Raw genomic sequence first — 15884 nt, 5'->3', positions numbered from 1 at the left:
CCTTCTAGACAGTGAGGTCGAGCAGATCGTGGCCCACGACGACCGGGCCGGAGTAGTGCGGACGGACCCGCCGGAGCCAGCCCTCGTCGTCGAGGCGCGCGGGGTCGGCCGGGCCGAGATGCGACAGCGCGACCCGCTTAGCCCCGGCCGCCGCGGCGACCCGGCCGACGTCCGCGGGCGAGGTGTGCGAGGCCGACAGGAAATCGAGCAGTTTCGGCGGATAGCCGATGCTGCGGTAGAAATCGGGCTCCATCGCTTCGTGCACCAGCAAATCGGCACCCGCGGCCAGCTCGCCGACCGCGTCGCTGCGGGCGGTGTCGCCGGAGAAGGCGACCACGCCGTGTTCGGTCTCGAACCGGTAGCCCAGCGCCAGATGCAGCGGCGGATGCGGGACGGCCCGAGCGGTCACCCGCACCCGATCGTCCTCGTGCACCACGGTTTCCCCGGCCACCGAGACGTCGGCAGCGTGGATCAGGCCGGCCAGCCGCGGCCGGTCGCTGGTCCGCTGCCGCACCGCGACGTCCTGGCCGAACGCGGCGAGGTTCCCCGCGATCAGCCCCGCCGTGCCCGCGGCGGGCGGCCCGGGATCGGTCGGGTCCGGGCCGGGGCCGTAGACCCGCACCGGATCGACGACGCCCTGGTTGGCCGGGCCCCAGCCGAGCAGGAAGAGCGTGAACAGCTCGGCGACGTGGTCGGAATGCAGATGCGTCACGAACACCGCGGCCAGATCGCGCAGGGAGAGCCCGGCGGAGACGTACTTGCCGAGCGTCCCGTAGCCCGCGTCGACCAGGTAGACGCGGCCGCCGACCACCACCGCGTTCGCGCAGCCCTGCCGGCCCGGCGCCGGGTACGGCCCGGCCGCCGTGCCGAGCAGGATCACGCGCAGCGCGTCCGTCACGGCGAAACCTCTTCGAGCGTGCGGCCCTTCGTCTCCTCGGCGAAGAACCCGGCGACCAGCGCGCCGACGAAGCAGATCCCGCCGAGCACCAGGAACACCGACGCGAGCCCGCTGCCGCCCGCGTACAGCGCGCCGACCAGGATCGGGCCGAGGATCAGGCCGAACCGGTTCAGCACCCCGCCGAGGCTGACGCCCAGCGCGCGGCTGCGGGTCGGGTACAGCTCCGGCGTGTACAGGTACAGGCAGACGTTCACCGCGAAGTTGAACATCGCCGCGAGCGACGACCACACCAGCAGCTGCAACGGGGTCCCGGCGCCGAGCGCGCCCAGCACGACCAGCATCGCGGTCGTCCCGCCCAAGCCCGCGGCCAGCACGAACCGGCGGCCGAGCTTGTCCACGACCAGCGCGGCGATCAGGCAGCCGACGAGACCGGCGACCGACGTGGCGGTGCTGTACCAGAGCGCTTGGCCGATCGAGAGGTGGAACGAGCCCTTGTACAGCGTCGGCAGCCACGAGGTGATGCCGTAGTTCGCGAGGTAGCCGACGAACCAGATCGTCCACACCATCAGCGTGCGCCGCCGGTAGCGGCCGGCGAACAGGTCGCGCAGCGAACCGCGCTTGGCGGGTGCCGTCGCCGGCGCCGCAGCGGCCACCGCGGGCGGCGGAAGCGGACGGCCCAGGGATTCCTCGACCCGGCGCTCGATCAGCGCCATCGTCGCTTCGGCCTTCTCCGTGTGCCCGTGCGCCGCGAGCCAGCGCGGCGATTCCGGGATCCGCAGCTGCAGCAGCACCGCGGCGAGACCCGGGATCGCGGCCAGCGCGAACAGCGGACGCCAGCCCCAGTGCGGGATGACCCAGGCCGCGACCAGCGCACCGACCGCGAGACCGGCCGGGAAGACGATCTCGTACATCAACACGAAACGGCCGCGACGGCGAGCCCGGCTGATCTCCGCGATGTACGCGGCCGCAGTCGGCACTTCACCGCCGATCGCGAGGCCCTGCACGAAGCGCAAAATCAGGAACGGCAGCAGCGCGGTGCACAACGTCATCGCCAAGCTGCACAAGGCCGTGACCGCGACGCACAGCGTGATCACCTTGACGCGGCCGATCCGGTCGGCGGCCCAGCCGGACGCCAGCGCGCCGAGCAGCATGCCGATCGAGCCGATGGTCAGCGTCGCGGTGCTGGACGCGGTCGTCATGTGCCATTCGCGGCCGATGACCGGCAGGGTGTAGGCGATCAGCAGCTGGTCGAACGCCTCGAAGAACGTGACGATGCCGATGATCAGGCGGATCGAGACCTGCCAGCGCGACATCGGGAGCCGTTCCAGCCGGGCGGCGATGTCCCGCTGGGTCACCTCGGGGGTGGCGGCGATACTCATGGGCCCTCCTCGGAGCCGGAGCGTGCAATCGATCGTAGGGGGTTTCGGGCGCGATGCCAGGAACTCGAGGCGGCGCTGTGGGCGGCTGTTGTCCGTGAGGGGAACCCTGAGGGACTCTGAGTCCGTCAGGGTTCCCCTCACGGACTCGAGGCGGCGTCCAGGAACCGGACCAGGTCGTCCGAGGCGGACGGTCCGGCGGGCAGCACGAGCCGATCGGGCGCATGCGGGTCGAATTCGGGCGCGCCGGGCCACGGTGGCGGCTCGGGTCCGAGAGCGGCGGCGAGGTCCACCGCCGCCAGTTCGGCGAGGTGGGCGGCGGCGCCGAAACCGGCGGCGGCCACGCGGTGGCGCGGCATTCCCAGCCGGGCGCCGAGGTAGTCGAGCGCGCCGGCGAGGTCGGCTTCGAGGTCGGAAAGCGCGAGCGCGGCGAAGGCGGCGTCCGCTTTGTCCGGACCGAAGGTGTGGCCGCCGGTCTCGTAGTAGAACAGCGGCGCGACCGTGACGTATCCGCAGCTCGCGAGCGTGCGGCAGCAGTTTTCGACGGGTTCGTCGAGCCCGGCGGCGCCGTGCAGCACGAGCACCGCGCCGCGCACGCGGCCGGCAGGATGCCGCACCAGCAGCGGCGCGGACGTCCGCACCACCCGGCGGCGGCGGTTCGCGGGCCCGTGCCCGTGATGGTGGACTTCGGCAGCTTCGATGGTGCCTCCCACGTCTGGTCTCCCTCAGCTCTCCGGAACCGGCACCGGCGGCACGAACGGCCGCGGCGTGGCGGGCAAAGCGGTCACGTCCACCTCGATCACGAACGGCCCCTGCTGGGCCACCGCTTTAGCCAGCGCGTCGGCGAACTGGCCCGGCTTCGACACCAGCGCGTGCGGCAGGTCCAGCGACTGCGCCATGCGCGCGAAATCCGGCGTGTACAGGTCGACGCCGGCCCGCTGTCCGCGGTGGTGGTCCTGCATGTTGCGCAGCACGCCGTACCCGCCGTCGTTGAACACGACCAGCGCGAGCCACGGCCGTTCCTGCGCCAGGGTGCACAACTCGCCGAGGTGCACCGCGAGACCGCCGTCGCCGACCATCACCACGGTCGGCGCGTCCGGCGTCGCGAGCGCGGCCCCGATGCCGGTCGCCAGGCCCTGTCCGATGCCGCCGCCGACCGGGAACACGTTGGTGCGCGGGTCGTGGATGTCCAGCAGCCGGTTGCCCCACTGGCTGGACGGGATGGTCACGTCGCGGGCGATCACGGACTCGGCCGGGAGACCGTCGCGCAATGCGGCGCAGATCTCCGCGTACGGGCCGATCGCCTCGTTCAGCTTGTCCCGCACGGCTTTCCGGGTCTCGACGACGCGTTCGCGCCAGCCAGGTTCGGTACCGGATTCCACAGTGGACAATCCGCTCAGTACCGCTGCGGCGTCGCCTTGCACCCCGACCGTGGCCGGGTAGACCCGGCCCAGCGCTTCGGCGTCCACGTCGATCTGCAAGTGCCGTTCGGGCAGTTTCAGGTGGTAGTGCTTGGTTTCGTTCGAGCGGAAGTGCGTGCCGACCGAGACGAGCAGGTCGGCGTCGGCGAGGAGCTGGGCGGCCGACTCGTGCGCGGCGAAGTTCCCGACGACCAGTTCGTGGTTCTCCGGCACCGTGCCGCGGCCGGAGTTGCTGGTGAACACCGCCGCACCGAGCCGTTCCGCGAGCGCGCGCACCTCGTCGCGCGCCCCGGTCGCTCCCCCGCCGAGCCAGAACACCGGACGGCGTGCGGTCGCGAGCAATTCGGCGGCTTCCGCGAGCGCAGCCGCGTCGGGCGGCGGGATCGGAGTCGGCTCCAGCGAGCCGGGACGGAACTCGTGCCGGGAGTACTGCAGATCGATCGGCCATTCGACACTCGCCGGACCGCTCGGCACCGAAAGCGCGTGCCGGACCGCCGCGCGCAGCGTCTCCTCGGCGGTCTCGACCGACGTGACCGTGGCCGCGTGCTTGGAAATCGCGGTCAGCATGCCGAGCTGGTCACGGGTCTCGTGGATGACGCCGCGACCGCTGCCGAGGAATTCGGAGTCGATCTGGCCGGTCACGTGCAGCACGCGACTGCCCGCCGTCAGGGCCTCCACCAGCGCGCCCGCCGCGTTGCCCGCACCGGTGCCAGTGCTGGTGATCGCGACGCCGAGGCCGCCGCTGGCCCGCGAGAACCCGTCGGCGGCGTTCACCGCGGCCGCCTCGTGCCGCACCGGCACGAACCGCAGATGCTGCGAAACCGCTTCCACCAGCGGCAGATTGTGCACACTCACCACGCCGAAGGCGGTGTCCACTCCGGCTTCGGACAGCAGGCGAACCAGCAGCTCGCCTCCGTGACCGTGATTCATGGGTCCGTCCCTTCTAGACGTAACGGGCAATGCCGCCGCCGACGTCGATCGTCGCGCCGGTCACGTAGGAGGCACGCGGCGAAAGCAGCGTGACGATGGGGAAAGCGACCTCTTCGGCAGTGCCGAGCCTGCCCAGCGGGATCCCGCGATCGGCGGCCAGCTCCGCCGACCAGTCCACAAAGGACAAATCACTGCCGGAAGCCTCGTACCGGCGCCGCCACTGTCCGGTGTCCACCAGGCCGAGGCAGACCGAGTTGACCCGCACGCCGTCCTCGGCCAGTTCGGCCGCCAAAGTCGTGGAGAGATTGAGCAGCGCCGCCCGGGCCGCCGAAGTGGCCGCCAACCGGGGTTCGGGCTGCCGCGCGAGGATCGCGTTCACGTTCACCACGGCCGGATTCGAAGCCGCCCGCAGCCAAGGCAACGCGGCCCGGACGACGTGCAGCACCGAGAAGATCTTGAGGTGCAGCTCGTCCCGCCACTGGTCGTCGGTGGTCTCGGCGAGCCGCGCCATCAGCGAGCGGCCCGCGTTGTTCACGACCCCAGTCAGTCCGCCCAGTTCGCGGGCAGCGTCGGCGACGAACGTTTCCACCTGCTGCTCGTCGAGCACGTCGCAGGAAGCCGTATATAGCCGGGCCCCATCGGCGCGGGGCAGATCGGCGAGAGCCTTCTCCAGCCGGACGCCGTCGCGGGCGCAGGCGGCGACGTGCGCGCCCTCCGCCAGCAGCGCGGCCGCGGTCGCGAGCCCGACGCCGGAGCTGGCCCCGGTCACGAGCACCGCCGCGCCCTTCAATCCCAAATCCACGGGTTTTCCCTTCAGCTGCAGACGAATCCGCCGTCGACCACGAGGGTCTGGCCGGTGATGTAGGAGGCCGCGTCGGACAGCAGGAACGCGACCGAACCGACGACGTCCTCCGGCTGTTGCGGCCGGGTCAGCGCGCGGTTCAGCGCGTACAGGTCGTGCCGTTCCTGCGGAATGCCCGCGGTGGCTTCGACCTCGGTCAACCCGGGCGCGACCGCGTTGACGGTCACGCCGTCCGGGCCGCCGTCCCGCGCCATCGCCCGGGTCATCGCGATCACCGCGCCCTTCGAGGCCACGTACTGGACCAGCCTGGGCGAGCCGTACAGCGCGGCGTCGGAGGCGAGATTCACGATGCGTCCGCCAGTCTGCGCAAGCTGCGGATACAGCGCGCGAGAGACGAGCCACGGGCCGCGAGCGTTGACGGTCATCAACGTGTCCCACGCTTCGACGTCCAGCTCCGCGAAGTGCTTGCCGCCCACGCCGTCCGCCATTGCCGCGTTGTTCACCAAACCGTGCAGTGGCCCGAGTTTCGCGACCTCTTCCGCCAAGGCCGCAACAGACGCCGGATCCGCTACATCGGTGTCGATCCGATGTGCCGCAACGCCTTCCGCCCGCAACCGGGCTACGCCGTCCGCGGCCCGGTCCGGAGACCGTTCGGCGACTACGACGCGACCGCCCTGCCTGCCGATCTCGCGGGCGATCGCCCAGCCTAGACCGCGGCCCGCGCCGGTGACCACATACAGCCGATCCTTCATCGCGCCACCACCGAGTCCACTTCGGACAGGAAGTCCAGCACCTCGGCGGAAAACCGGCGCGGCGACTCCTGATTCGCCGCGTGCCCGCCGGGAACGACCTCCAGCCGCGCCCCCGGGATGGACGCCGCGAGCCGCCGCGACTCGGACACGCCGGTCACCTGGTCGTGCTCGCCGACGAGCACCAGCGTCGGCACCGCGATCCGCGACAACCGCGGACCGTGATCCGTCTCGGCCATCGATTCCGCGGCGGACGTGTAGCCGGGCAGCCGGATGCCCGCCATGATGTCCTCGACCCGATGCGCCACCGCGGGATCCGCGCCGGGCGCGAGCAACCGAGGGGCCCGGCGACGCGCGAACTCCGCCGCGCCCACCCGGTTCAGCTCGCTCGGCCGGGCCCGCATCACCGCGGCCCGCTCGGAGTCGATGCCGGAACCGCGGGTCGAATCGGCCAGCACCAGCGACCGCACGACCTCCGGGTGATCGAGCGCGACCCGCGTCGCGATCACGCCGCCCCACGACACGCCCACGAGGTGTGCGGGCGCCGCGTCCAGCGAGGCCAGCAAACGGCCGACGAGCGCCGCGTATCCGGCCATGCCCAACGGCTTCTCCGGATCCGCCGAGCCGCCGTAGCCCGGCGCGTCCCAAGCCAGCACGCGGTGTTTCGGCGCCAGGCCAGCGAGCTGTGCGTCGAACGACGCGCTCGAACCGCCGATGCCGTGCAGCAACAGCACCGGACTGCCGTCCCCGGCGATCCGGACCTGCACACCGTCCACTGTGGAAATCACCGGAACACCGCCCTCGGCGTCGCCAATGCTTCCAGCGCGGACAGCACTGCGTAGGGCACGACCTGGCTCGACGTCGGAGTCTGGGGCGACGGCCGGTTGCGGATCTCGAACCGGTACTCCCCCGCCGGACCGACCGCGGTGATCACGTGCGAGGTCAACGGCGCGGCCGGATCGGCGATCACCGCGGCCTCCACGACGTCCCAATCCCGCACCGCCAACGCCACCGACGCAGCCACGTTCGCCGACTTCGGGAACGCCGCGGTGATCTCCCGCGCAGGCCCCCGCCGCAACTCGACCGCCGCGGTCGCCTGCCGCAATTCCTCTGCTTCGGCAGGAGACATCCACGGCTGGACCAGCGAAGACGCCTTCTTCGTCGTCTCGATGACCACTCGCTCGAACTGCCCGAGCAGCGCCGCCGAACGCAGCAGGTCGAGCCCGCCGATCGCGCCAGTCGACAAATGGACCGCGCCCGGTCCGGCCGCGAGCAGCTTCTCCAGCAATCCGTCCGCCGCCAGCGCGCCGACCGAAACCACCAGCAGATCGCACCCCGCCGACAGCACCTGCGGACCGGCGTCCGCCAGCGCGCGCTGCCCCGCGGCCTCGACCACCAAGTCCGAAGCGGACAGCAGCTCCGGCAGCGCGCACATCGGCAGTCCGGCGGGGGAAAGCGCCGGATCGACGACCCCGGCCAGCTCCGCGCCCGGCACCCGGCCGTCGCGCAGCGCTTCCGCGACGACGGAACCGATCGACCCCGCGCCCAGCACTCCTACCTTCACGACTGCCACCACGCCGAGTAGCCGGGATCCGGCACGCCGCGCATGTGCGCGCGGACGTCCTTCGACGGCGGGCCCGCGGTGCCCCACAGGTCGGACAGCTCCGGCGTGCGCCGCCACACCCGGCACAGCCACGCGTCCTCCTCGACCTGCGCGACCTCGGAGGTGTACTCGCAGACGAGCCCGGCCGGGTCGGCGAAGTAGCCGAACGTGTTGCTGCCCGGACCGTGCCGGCCGGGGCCCCACAGCGGCGTGACGCCGTGGTGCTTGAGCCGCCCGATGCCGCGCATGAAGTGGTCGATCGAGTTCATCTCGTACGCGATGTGGTTCACCGACGCGAAATCGGCCTGGTTGAACGCGATCACGTGGTGGTCGGCGTTGCAGCGCAGGAACGCCATCTGGTGCTCGGACCAGTCGGAGATCCGCATGCCCAGCACCCGCGTGTAGAACTCGCAGGCCGCGTCGATGTCGACCGTGTTGAGCACGACGTGCGCCAGCTTCCGCGGCACCGCGGCGCGTCCGTACGGATCGCCCGGCACGACCGCCTCGACCTCGGCGGACAGCTCCACCAAGCGGCCCTCCGGGTCGGCGAAGCGCAGGCCGTACCCGCCGCCGACCTGGTCGAGCTTGCCGGGTTCGGTGACCAGCGGTACGCCGTGCGCGGCCAGCCGGGCGGCGGCCGCGTCGACCTCGCGCGGGGTGGCGAGCGCGAACGCGATCTTGCCGAGCGCGTTCTGGTCGGCCTGTTCGAGCTGGAGCACGTGGTGCTCGTCGCCGGAACCGCGCAGCCACACGGCGCCGCGGTCGGCTTCGACCTGTTGCAGCCCCCAGACTTCGCGGTAGAACTCGCCGGAATCGGCGCACTGCGTCGAACGCAGCGTCACCGCGCGCAGGGCGCGGAGCCGCGCGATGGGTTCGGCGGACATGGGGCCTCCTGAGACTTCAGCGGGTCGGGGCGGGCACGGGCTCGGCCGGAGCCGGTGCGGCGGCGGGTGCGGCGAGCGCGGCGGCCTGGCGGCGGGCTTCCGAACGCAGCAGCCGGCGCATCCGGACGAGCGCGATGTCGTGCTGGTACAGGTTTTCCCGGTCCCACGCGTCGAGCGGCATCGCCTCGGCCATCTCGCGGTCCTGCTCCAGCACCGCCCAGTGCCGGGCCTCGAGCCGGTTGCGGTAGAGGACGCGCCAGCTGTCGCGTTCCCAGCCGGAAACCTGGCGGCAGCGCCAGAAAAACGCCGCGTGCTGGGTTTCGTTGATCGCGCACAGCGCGGCGACGATGGTGAACGCGCCGCCCGGACCGGCGGTGTCCGGATACGGGATGTCGAGCGTGACCCACTGCGCGCCGGCGTCGGTGAGCTGCACCCAGTCGAAGTTCACGCCGCGCTGGTCGGTCTTCTCGAAGACGAACCCGTCGTCGATCGCGCGGATCTGGAAGACGGCCTCGCGCTTGCCGCCGAACATGGTGTGGCTGTTGCGGTGCAGGAACGCGCCGTGCATCGGGTCGAGCAGGTTGTCCAGGGAGTAGCCGTAGGGCGCCTCCCATTCGACGTAGCAGAGGAAGTTGTCCCATTCGCCGCCCGCGATCGGGTCCGGCAGCCGCAGCGGCGCCGGCTCGGCGGTCTCGTCCAGGCCGAACCAGGCGAACACCGCGCCGGCGTGCTCTTCGGCGGGGAACGTCCGCAGCGCGCGACGGCCTTCCAGCGCACACCCCGGGCTGCCGGGCACCGACACCACGACACCGTCGCCGTCCACCTGCACACCGTGGTAGTTGCAGGCGACCCGGTCGCCCATGTGCACTCCCAGCGAAAGCCGCGCGCCGCGGTGCGGGCAGCGGTCTTCCTGGACGTGCACGACCCCGGCGGAGTCGCGCCAGAGCAGCAGTTGCTCCCCAGCGCGTTCGATGCGGGTCAGCTCGCCGCGGTTGACCGTGCTGGACGGGCACAGCGGGTACCAGCGGTCGCGCAGGCCCAGCGCCAGCAGTTCTTCGGCGGTTTTGGTCGCCATCACGCCTCCCCTGCCAGCCGGGCGAGTTCGGCGGCGAACGTCTCTTCGGTCCAGTCGGAGCCGTCCGCCGGGCGCAGGCCGCCCGCGTTGAGCGCGGAGACCACGCCGGGCAGGTCGTGCACGCCCCGGCCGTAGACGGCTTCCAGCTCGTCGGCCAGCGCGTTCTCGTAGCTCGTGGGCGGGGCGGTGCGGCTCTGCACCGGCCGCAGCTGCAGCGGCATCGGGCGTTCCCTTCGGTTCGTGGTCAGGCGGCGGACGGGGCGGGCCGGGCCAGCGCGGCCTGCCCGGCGGCGGTGAGCACCGCGGGCACCCGGAGCCCCGGTCCGCGCGGGGCGGCCGGTTCGGGGGCGAGCAGCCCGGACAGCTGATGCCCGAGCGTCGGGTCGCAGCAGGCCAGGCCGTCGACGTAGAGGTGCGGTTCGCGGCTGCACGTCATCTCGACGTGCCCCGCGGCGGCGGCGCGCAGCACGGCGAGCTGCCGGTGGGTGTGTCCGGCCATGGCCGGCTCCTCAAGATCGGTTCTTCTTACAGATCGAGCACGAGTTCGGCGGACCGGCACCGCGACACGCAGAGCATCATGGTCCCGGAGGTCGCCTTCTCGTCGTCGTCGAGCACGAAATCGCGGTGGTCCGGCTCGCCGGAGAGCACCTTCGTTTCACAGGTTCCGCACACGCCCTCGCGGCACGAGGTCGGCACGGAGATCCCGGTGCGGCCGAGAGCGTCCACAATGGACTCGTCGGCGGCCACCGAAACCCGGGTCCCGGAACCGGCGCACACAACGTCGAATCCCGTTCCCGGTGCGGCGGCCGGAGCCTCAGGGGCCCGGAAGCGTTCGACCCGCAGGATGGCCGTCTCCGGCAGAGCCGCCTCGACCGCGCGGAGCAGCGGTTCGGGGCCGCAGCAGTGCACGACCGTGCCCGGGGCGAGCCCGGCCAGCCTCGCGGCCAGATCGGGCGGACCGCCGTGCTCGTCGTCGGCGTGCACTTCCAGCCGGTCCCCGGCGAGGCCGGAAAGCTCGTCCAGAAAGGCCATCCCGCCGCGCGACCGTCCACAGTAGAGCATGGACCACGGCGCGGAGCCGCCGGCGAGTTTCCGGGCCATCGCGAGGATCGGGGTCACGCCGATGCCGCCGGCGACGAGCAGGTGCTCCGGAGCGTCGTGCAGTTCGAAGGTGTTGCGCGGGCCCTCGACGGGAATCAAGCTTCCCGCCGTAAGCCGCTCGTGCACCCACGCGCTGCCGCCGCGCGAGGACTCCTCCCGCAGCACCGCGACCGTCCAGCTGTACCGGTCGGCCGGGTCGCCGCAGAGGGAGTACTCGCGCACCAGCCCGTTCGGCAGGTGCAGGGAAAGGTGCGCTCCCGGCTCCCAGCCGGGCAGCGGCTTTCCTTCCGGGTCGCGCAGTTCCACCTGCGTGACCCGGTCGGCCAGCCACGTCGTCCGGTGCACCCGCAGCATCGTCGGCATCGCGGTCGTCCTCAGCGAGTGACGCCGTGCATCGGCGAGGTGGGCGGGTAGGTCGGCAGCTGCGGCTTCTGCGCGCCGATGATGACGCAGAACAGCGCGTCGGTGTCGCCGGCGTTGCGCAGGCTGCGCGGCACCCCGGCGGGCACGCGGATCAGGTCGCGGTAGCCGAGCACGCGGGTGGCGGTCTTGGTGCCGTCCTCGACGTCGTGCACGGTCACCTCCAGGGTGCCTTCGAGGACGAAGAACGCCTCTTCCACGTCGTGGTGGGTGTGCTCCGGGCCGATCGCGCCGACCGGCAGCCGCATGTTGGAGAAGGTGAAGTGCTCCGAGGGCAGCTGGCGGGCGTCGCCCTCGTGGTTGCCGGTCGCGCCGGAGCCGATGTAGCGGATCTGCGCGCGGCGGAACTCGTCGCCCTTCGCGGCGGCCTGGAAACCGAGGGTGTCCCAGTCCTCGTACCGCGTCTCGCGAGCGGCGATGCACGAGTCGATGAGCTCCTCGAGGTGCTGGTGCTTGCTTTCGGTGGTGGTCATCGCGGGGCAACTCCTCCGGGGTCCTCGGCGGGCTCGCCGCCGAATGCCTTAGGTCTAAGAGACTTACTGATAAGGGTTGTACCCCGCGGCCTGTGATCCGCACAACCCCTTAGGCCTAAAATTCTTCGCGGCGTCTTCGCGGCGGCCCGCGCGCCGTGAAGGACTCCTTGAGGGAATCTGATTCCTTCAAGGAGTCCTTCACGGACCTTGGCCGGGCCGGGTCTTGACGAAATCTTAGGTCTAAGGTTTCCTCGGTCGCATCCCCGTCCTCCGCGCCGAAAGGACTTCGCCATGCAGCCCTTCCCCGTCCCGCCCGACGAAATCCCGGTCGGCGGCGACTGGCAGCGCGGCGGCGGTCCCGCGTCCGCGTGCGTGGATCCCGCCGACGGCTCGACGGTCGCCTCGATCCACGCCGCCGACTCCGCCCAGGTCGACGCCGCCGCCCGGGCCGGCGCCGCGGCGGCCGCGGACCCGGCGTGGCGAGACCTGCTGCCGCACCAGCGCGCCCGGCTGCTCGTGCGCGTCGCCGACGCGATCGAGGACCACGCCGAGCAACTCGCCCTCCTGCAGACCCGCAACACCGGCAAGGCGCTCGGCGAAACCCGCGCGCTGGTCGCGAGCGCGGCCGGGACTTTCCGGTACTACGCGGCCGCGCTCGAAACGCTCGAAGGCGAACTCCCGCCGAGCCGCGGCGCGCACCTGACGATGAGCGTGCACGAACCGATCGGCGTCGTCGGCGCGATCACGCCGTGGAACTCGCCGATCGCCAGCGACGCCCAGAAAATCGCCCCTGCGCTGGCCGCCGGAAACGCCGTCCTGCTCAAACCGGCCGAAGCCACTCCCCTGGTCTCGCTGGCGCTGGCCCGCCTCGTCCACGACGCCGGGATCCCGCCCGCCCTGCTGTCCGTCCTGCCCGGCCCCGGCTCGGTCGTCGGCGACGCGCTCTCCCGCCACCCGCTGGTCGGCAAGCTCGCCTTCACCGGCGGCACCGCCACCGGACGCGTCCTCGGCCGGATCGCCGCGGACCGGATCATCCCGGTCACCATGGAACTGGGCGGCAAGTCCCCGACGATCGTCTGCGAGGACGCCGACGTCGAGGAGACCGTCGCCGGAATCCTGTATGGAATCTTCTCGTCGACCGGGCAGAGCTGCATCGCCGGATCCCGGATTTTCCTGCCGCGCAGCCAGTACGACGCATGGGCTTCCCGCCTGATCGCCGCCGCTTCCGCCCTGCGTCTCGGCCCCGGCACCGATCCGGCCACCCAGGTCGGTCCGCTGGCGACGTTCGCGCACCGCGACAAGGTGGCCGCGATGGTCGACCGCGCCCGCGAAGAAGGCGCAGTGGTGCGCTGCGGCGGGCAAATCCCTTCCGACGAGCGCTTGGCGCGCGGCGCGTACTACCTGCCGACCCTGCTCGACGGTCTCCCGCCGGACGCGAAAACCTGCCAGGAGGAAATCTTCGGCCCGGTCGGCGTCCTCCTGCCGTACGACGACGAGGAAGACCTGGTCGCCCAGGCCAACTCGACCGTCTACGGCCTGGCGTGCGGCATCTGGACCGCCGACTACCGCCGCGCGCTCCGCCTGGCGCGCCGCGTCGAGGCCGGGACGGTGTGGATCAACACGTACAAGCAGTTCAGCATCTCGACGCCGTTCAGCGGCACCAAGGAAAGCGGCCTCGGCACGGACAAGGGCCGCACCGCGATCCGGAGCTATCAGCGGCAGAAGAGCCTGTATCTGAGCCTGGCGGAGGAGCCGATCCCGTGGGCACGGGCGTGAGCAGCCCGGAGAAGGACGCGTAGCTTCGGGTTTTCAGCGCGAGGCAATGCCCGGTCGACGGGCCAGTGGCCTTCGCCGCGCCCGACGGCCGAGCGCCGTTGCCGGTTCAGTCCGAGCAGCGGCGCTCGGCCGGGCTCTGTTCCTCGGCTCCCGCGATTGACGCTGAGCCGACGCGGGTGTTCAGTCGCCGAACTCGGCCTCGTCCAAAGACCGCTCCAACCGCGCCAGCAATTTCGCCAGCTGCGCGCGTTCCGCCGCGGTCAGCCCGGCCAGCATGCGGTTTTCGTTGGGAAAGTGCTCGTGCATGACCTTGTCCGTCGCCGCGAGCCCCTCTTCGGTGAGGCCGATGAACACGACCCGCCGGTCGTCCTCGTCGCGTTCGCGGCGGACGAGGCCGGCCTGCACCAGCTTGTCGACCCGCTGGGTGATACCGCCGGTGGTGAGCAGGTTGGTGTCGGCGAGGTCGCCCGCCGTGCGCCGGTACGGCGCGCCGCCCCGCCGGAGCGCGGCGAGGATCCCGAAGTCCGCCACCGTGATCCCGTGCCGGGCGAACACGCGCGTCAGCTGCCGCTGATACCGGTCGAACGAACGATGCAAGCGCCCGAACACCGCGAGCGGCGACGTGTCGACCTCCGGCACCTCGGCGCGCCACTGCGCGAGCATCTCGTCGACCTCGTCCGGCTCGGTACGCTTCGGCATCCGGCACCCCCGTGAATAGCTTTCCGCTAAGAATAGCACCACTAAGATTTCCCGGAGGGGACTACGGTGACCGCATGACGGTCAAGCGGATGGACAACGTCCTCATCGTCGTCGAGGATCTCGACGCGGTCATCGACTTCTTCGTCGAACTGGGGCTGGAACTGGAAAACAAGGGCCCCCTCGACTGGCGCGGCGCGGAACGGGTGGTCGGGCTGCGGGACGTCCGGCAGGACGTCGCCATGCTGCGCGTCCCCGACGGTCCCGGCCGGGTCGAACTGGCGAAATTCCACGAGCCGAAGGCGGTCGCGCCGGAGCCGTGGAAGGCTCCGGCGAACACGCTCGGCATCCGCCGGATGATGTTCGCGGTCGACGACCTCGAGGACACGCTCGCCCGGCTGAAGGCACGCGGAGCCGAATTGGTCGACGAAGTGGTGCAGTTCGAGAACATCTTTCTGCTGTGTTATGTCCGGGGGCCGGAGAATATCGTCGTGGGGCTCGCTCAAGAATTGAGCTGACCCGGACGTCAAGCTTTCCGGGAGGTCAGCAGCAACAGGCACCCGATGGCGACCGCCGTCACCAGACCGGCGACCAGCAGTTTCGGGTCGAGGCTGGTGGTCGCCGCCGCCTGCGCGACCGGCTGCGCCGAGGCAGGCGCGGCCGCGGACTCGCTCGGCGCGACCGAACTGGCCACTGTGGACGGTGCCGGCGGTGCGGCGGCCACCGGCGGCGCCACCGCGGCAGTACGGCTCGGAGCGGCCGCGGGCCGGGAAGCAGGGGCGGCAGCGGACGACCGCGTCACCGGCGGTGACGGCGGCGCGGCGGGCGCAGGTTGGACGATGACCTGCGCCCGCATGTCCGGATGCACGGAACAGTAATAGGAATAGGTTCCCGGGGTCTGGAACGTGTAATTCCAGCTCTGCCCTTGCGACAGCTGCGGGCTGCGGAACGCGACGGGCGCGCTCGTGGTGACCACGTCGTGCGGCGCGGTGTCGTGCTGGACCCAGGTGACGGTGTCGCCGACGCGCACGGTCAGCGACGCGGGCGAGTAGGCGTAGTCCTGCATCATCACCGTCTGGTTGGCGGCCTCGGCTGGGGCTGGCAAGGGTGCGGCGAGCGTGCCCAGGACAGCGACGGCCAAGAGGGCGAAAAATCGTTTCACCGCACGAACTCCCCGGCGAACTCGACGTGGACCGGCCGTCGGGCGAGGAGCCGCGCGATCCGTCCGGCTGTCCGAAGAGGACGGCGAGGCGGCGGCAAAGTACCGCGCAGCCAAAGGATGACGCACCCGTCCCCTGCCTCGCGAAGTTCGCCGCCGAGAACGAGATCGCGGGTCGAATCGCCGAAGTCCAGCCGCCCGGCGAACTCCGTCGACGGCTGTTCGGCGATTTCCTCTCCGGTGAACCGCACCTCGCCCAGTTCCCGAGTGACCATCGCGGACAGCAACGGGACGCGCGACCGGAATGAGCTGCCGTCGATTTCGGCGGTGAGGGAATCGTGGCTGAATTCGGCGCTGCGCACGGTCAACCGTCCGCGCAGCAAGGGAATTCCGAGCAGCCGCAGCGTCAGCTCCAGCACGCGGCGATCAGGCCGGAGCCGGTGGACTCCGGGTTCCGCGTCGAGGCTGCCCGCTGCGGGCAGGAACCGGGTGTCAGTGGGCACGAAAGCCTCCGGGGTCGA

The 15884-nt window shown here is 71.4% G+C and carries 19 protein-coding genes; 2 read left to right on the top strand and 17 right to left on the bottom strand.

From position 1 onward, the window contains the following. Positions 1–4: 4 nt before the first annotated feature. The 14 genes from CU254_RS12250 to CU254_RS12185 form a co-directional block, all read right to left on the bottom strand. Positions 5–898 carry an MBL fold metallo-hydrolase gene (locus CU254_RS12250; protein ID WP_199785883.1) on the bottom strand — a complete coding sequence of 298 codons (894 nt, stop codon included), beginning with the start codon at positions 896–898 and terminating at the stop codon, positions 5–7. After that, positions 895–2277 (bottom strand): MFS transporter, encoded by a 1383-nt coding sequence (locus tag CU254_RS12245; protein ID WP_009076050.1) that lies wholly within the window; start codon positions 2275–2277, stop codon positions 895–897. The genes CU254_RS12250 and CU254_RS12245 overlap by 4 nt, the downstream gene beginning before the upstream one ends. Before the next feature lie 137 nt (positions 2278–2414). Further along, complete coding sequence (locus CU254_RS12240; protein ID WP_009076048.1) at positions 2415–2987, bottom strand: dienelactone hydrolase family protein; 573 nt, start codon at positions 2985–2987, stop codon at positions 2415–2417. A 12-nt stretch (positions 2988–2999) separates the two neighbouring features. Continuing rightward, on the bottom strand, positions 3000–4625 hold the full coding sequence (locus tag CU254_RS12235) for a thiamine pyrophosphate-binding protein (RefSeq protein ID WP_037713431.1): 1626 nt from the start codon (positions 4623–4625) through the stop codon (positions 3000–3002). 13 nt (positions 4626–4638) lie between these two features. Further along, positions 4639–5427 (bottom strand): SDR family oxidoreductase, encoded by a 789-nt coding sequence (locus CU254_RS12230; protein WP_009076046.1) that lies wholly within the window; start codon positions 5425–5427, stop codon positions 4639–4641. Positions 5428–5438: 11 nt separating this feature from the next. Then, entirely contained in the window at positions 5439–6179 is a 741-nt protein-coding gene (locus CU254_RS12225; RefSeq protein WP_009076045.1) for a 3-oxoacyl-ACP reductase family protein, read from the bottom strand. Next, positions 6176–6964, bottom strand: a complete 789-nt coding sequence (locus tag CU254_RS12220; protein ID WP_078560755.1) for an alpha/beta fold hydrolase — start codon at positions 6962–6964, stop codon at positions 6176–6178. The genes CU254_RS12225 and CU254_RS12220 overlap by 4 nt, the downstream gene beginning before the upstream one ends. Beyond that, the gene (locus CU254_RS12215) at positions 6961–7740 is read right to left on the bottom strand and encodes an aspartate dehydrogenase domain-containing protein (RefSeq protein ID WP_234392816.1); all 780 of its coding nucleotides are present in this window, start codon (positions 7738–7740) and stop codon (positions 6961–6963) included. The genes CU254_RS12220 and CU254_RS12215 overlap by 4 nt, the downstream gene beginning before the upstream one ends. Next, the gene (locus CU254_RS12210; protein ID WP_009076042.1) at positions 7737–8663 is read right to left on the bottom strand and encodes a VOC family protein; all 927 of its coding nucleotides are present in this window, start codon (positions 8661–8663) and stop codon (positions 7737–7739) included. Before CU254_RS12210 ends, CU254_RS12215 begins: the two co-directional genes overlap by 4 nt. Before the next feature lie 16 nt (positions 8664–8679). Beyond that, a complete protein-coding gene (locus tag CU254_RS12205; protein WP_037713426.1) occupies positions 8680–9738 on the bottom strand; it encodes a Rieske 2Fe-2S domain-containing protein in 1059 nt (352 codons plus the stop codon). Continuing rightward, positions 9738–9959 (bottom strand): recombinase-like helix-turn-helix domain-containing protein, encoded by a 222-nt coding sequence (locus tag CU254_RS12200; protein ID WP_009076039.1) that lies wholly within the window; start codon positions 9957–9959, stop codon positions 9738–9740. The genes CU254_RS12205 and CU254_RS12200 overlap by 1 nt, the downstream gene beginning before the upstream one ends. 23 nt (positions 9960–9982) lie before the next feature. Continuing rightward, entirely contained in the window at positions 9983–10237 is a 255-nt protein-coding gene (locus CU254_RS12195) for a hypothetical protein (RefSeq protein ID WP_037713424.1), read from the bottom strand. Between the two features lie 26 nt (positions 10238–10263). Further along, positions 10264–11202 carry a PDR/VanB family oxidoreductase gene (locus CU254_RS12190; RefSeq protein WP_009076035.1) on the bottom strand — a complete coding sequence of 313 codons (939 nt, stop codon included), beginning with the start codon at positions 11200–11202 and terminating at the stop codon, positions 10264–10266. A gap of 11 nt (positions 11203–11213) precedes the next feature. Further along, positions 11214–11732 (bottom strand): cupin domain-containing protein, encoded by a 519-nt coding sequence (locus tag CU254_RS12185; RefSeq protein WP_009076033.1) that lies wholly within the window; start codon positions 11730–11732, stop codon positions 11214–11216. A 291-nt stretch (positions 11733–12023) separates the two neighbouring features. Here CU254_RS12185 and CU254_RS12180 point away from each other — a divergent pair, with 291 nt between their 5' ends. Further along, the gene (locus tag CU254_RS12180) at positions 12024–13508 is read left to right on the top strand and encodes an aldehyde dehydrogenase family protein (RefSeq protein ID WP_009076032.1); all 1485 of its coding nucleotides are present in this window, start codon (positions 12024–12026) and stop codon (positions 13506–13508) included. A gap of 180 nt (positions 13509–13688) precedes the next feature. Here the strand turns inward: CU254_RS12180 and CU254_RS12175 are convergent, their stop codons facing one another. After that, entirely contained in the window at positions 13689–14207 is a 519-nt protein-coding gene (locus CU254_RS12175; protein ID WP_009076030.1) for a MarR family winged helix-turn-helix transcriptional regulator, read from the bottom strand. Between the two features lie 74 nt (positions 14208–14281). Here CU254_RS12175 and CU254_RS12170 point away from each other — a divergent pair, with 74 nt between their 5' ends. Next, complete coding sequence (locus CU254_RS12170; protein ID WP_009076028.1) at positions 14282–14722, top strand: VOC family protein; 441 nt, start codon at positions 14282–14284, stop codon at positions 14720–14722. Positions 14723–14730: 8 nt separating this feature from the next. On the opposite strand, the gene CU254_RS12165 is transcribed toward CU254_RS12170, so the two are convergent. Beyond that, positions 14731–15366 carry a cupredoxin family copper-binding protein gene (locus CU254_RS12165; RefSeq protein ID WP_009076027.1) on the bottom strand — a complete coding sequence of 212 codons (636 nt, stop codon included), beginning with the start codon at positions 15364–15366 and terminating at the stop codon, positions 14731–14733. Continuing rightward, on the bottom strand, positions 15363–15866 hold the full coding sequence (locus tag CU254_RS12160) for a hypothetical protein (protein ID WP_009076026.1): 504 nt from the start codon (positions 15864–15866) through the stop codon (positions 15363–15365). The genes CU254_RS12165 and CU254_RS12160 overlap by 4 nt, the downstream gene beginning before the upstream one ends. Positions 15867–15884: the final 18 nt, after the last annotated feature.

Origin of the sequence: Amycolatopsis sp. AA4, from assembly GCF_002796545.1 — a bacterium.
Taxonomy (GTDB): Bacteria; Actinomycetota; Actinomycetes; order Mycobacteriales; family Pseudonocardiaceae; genus Amycolatopsis.
Note: the sequence above shows the minus strand (reverse complement) of the source record. Positions and strands in the feature narration are given on the sequence as shown.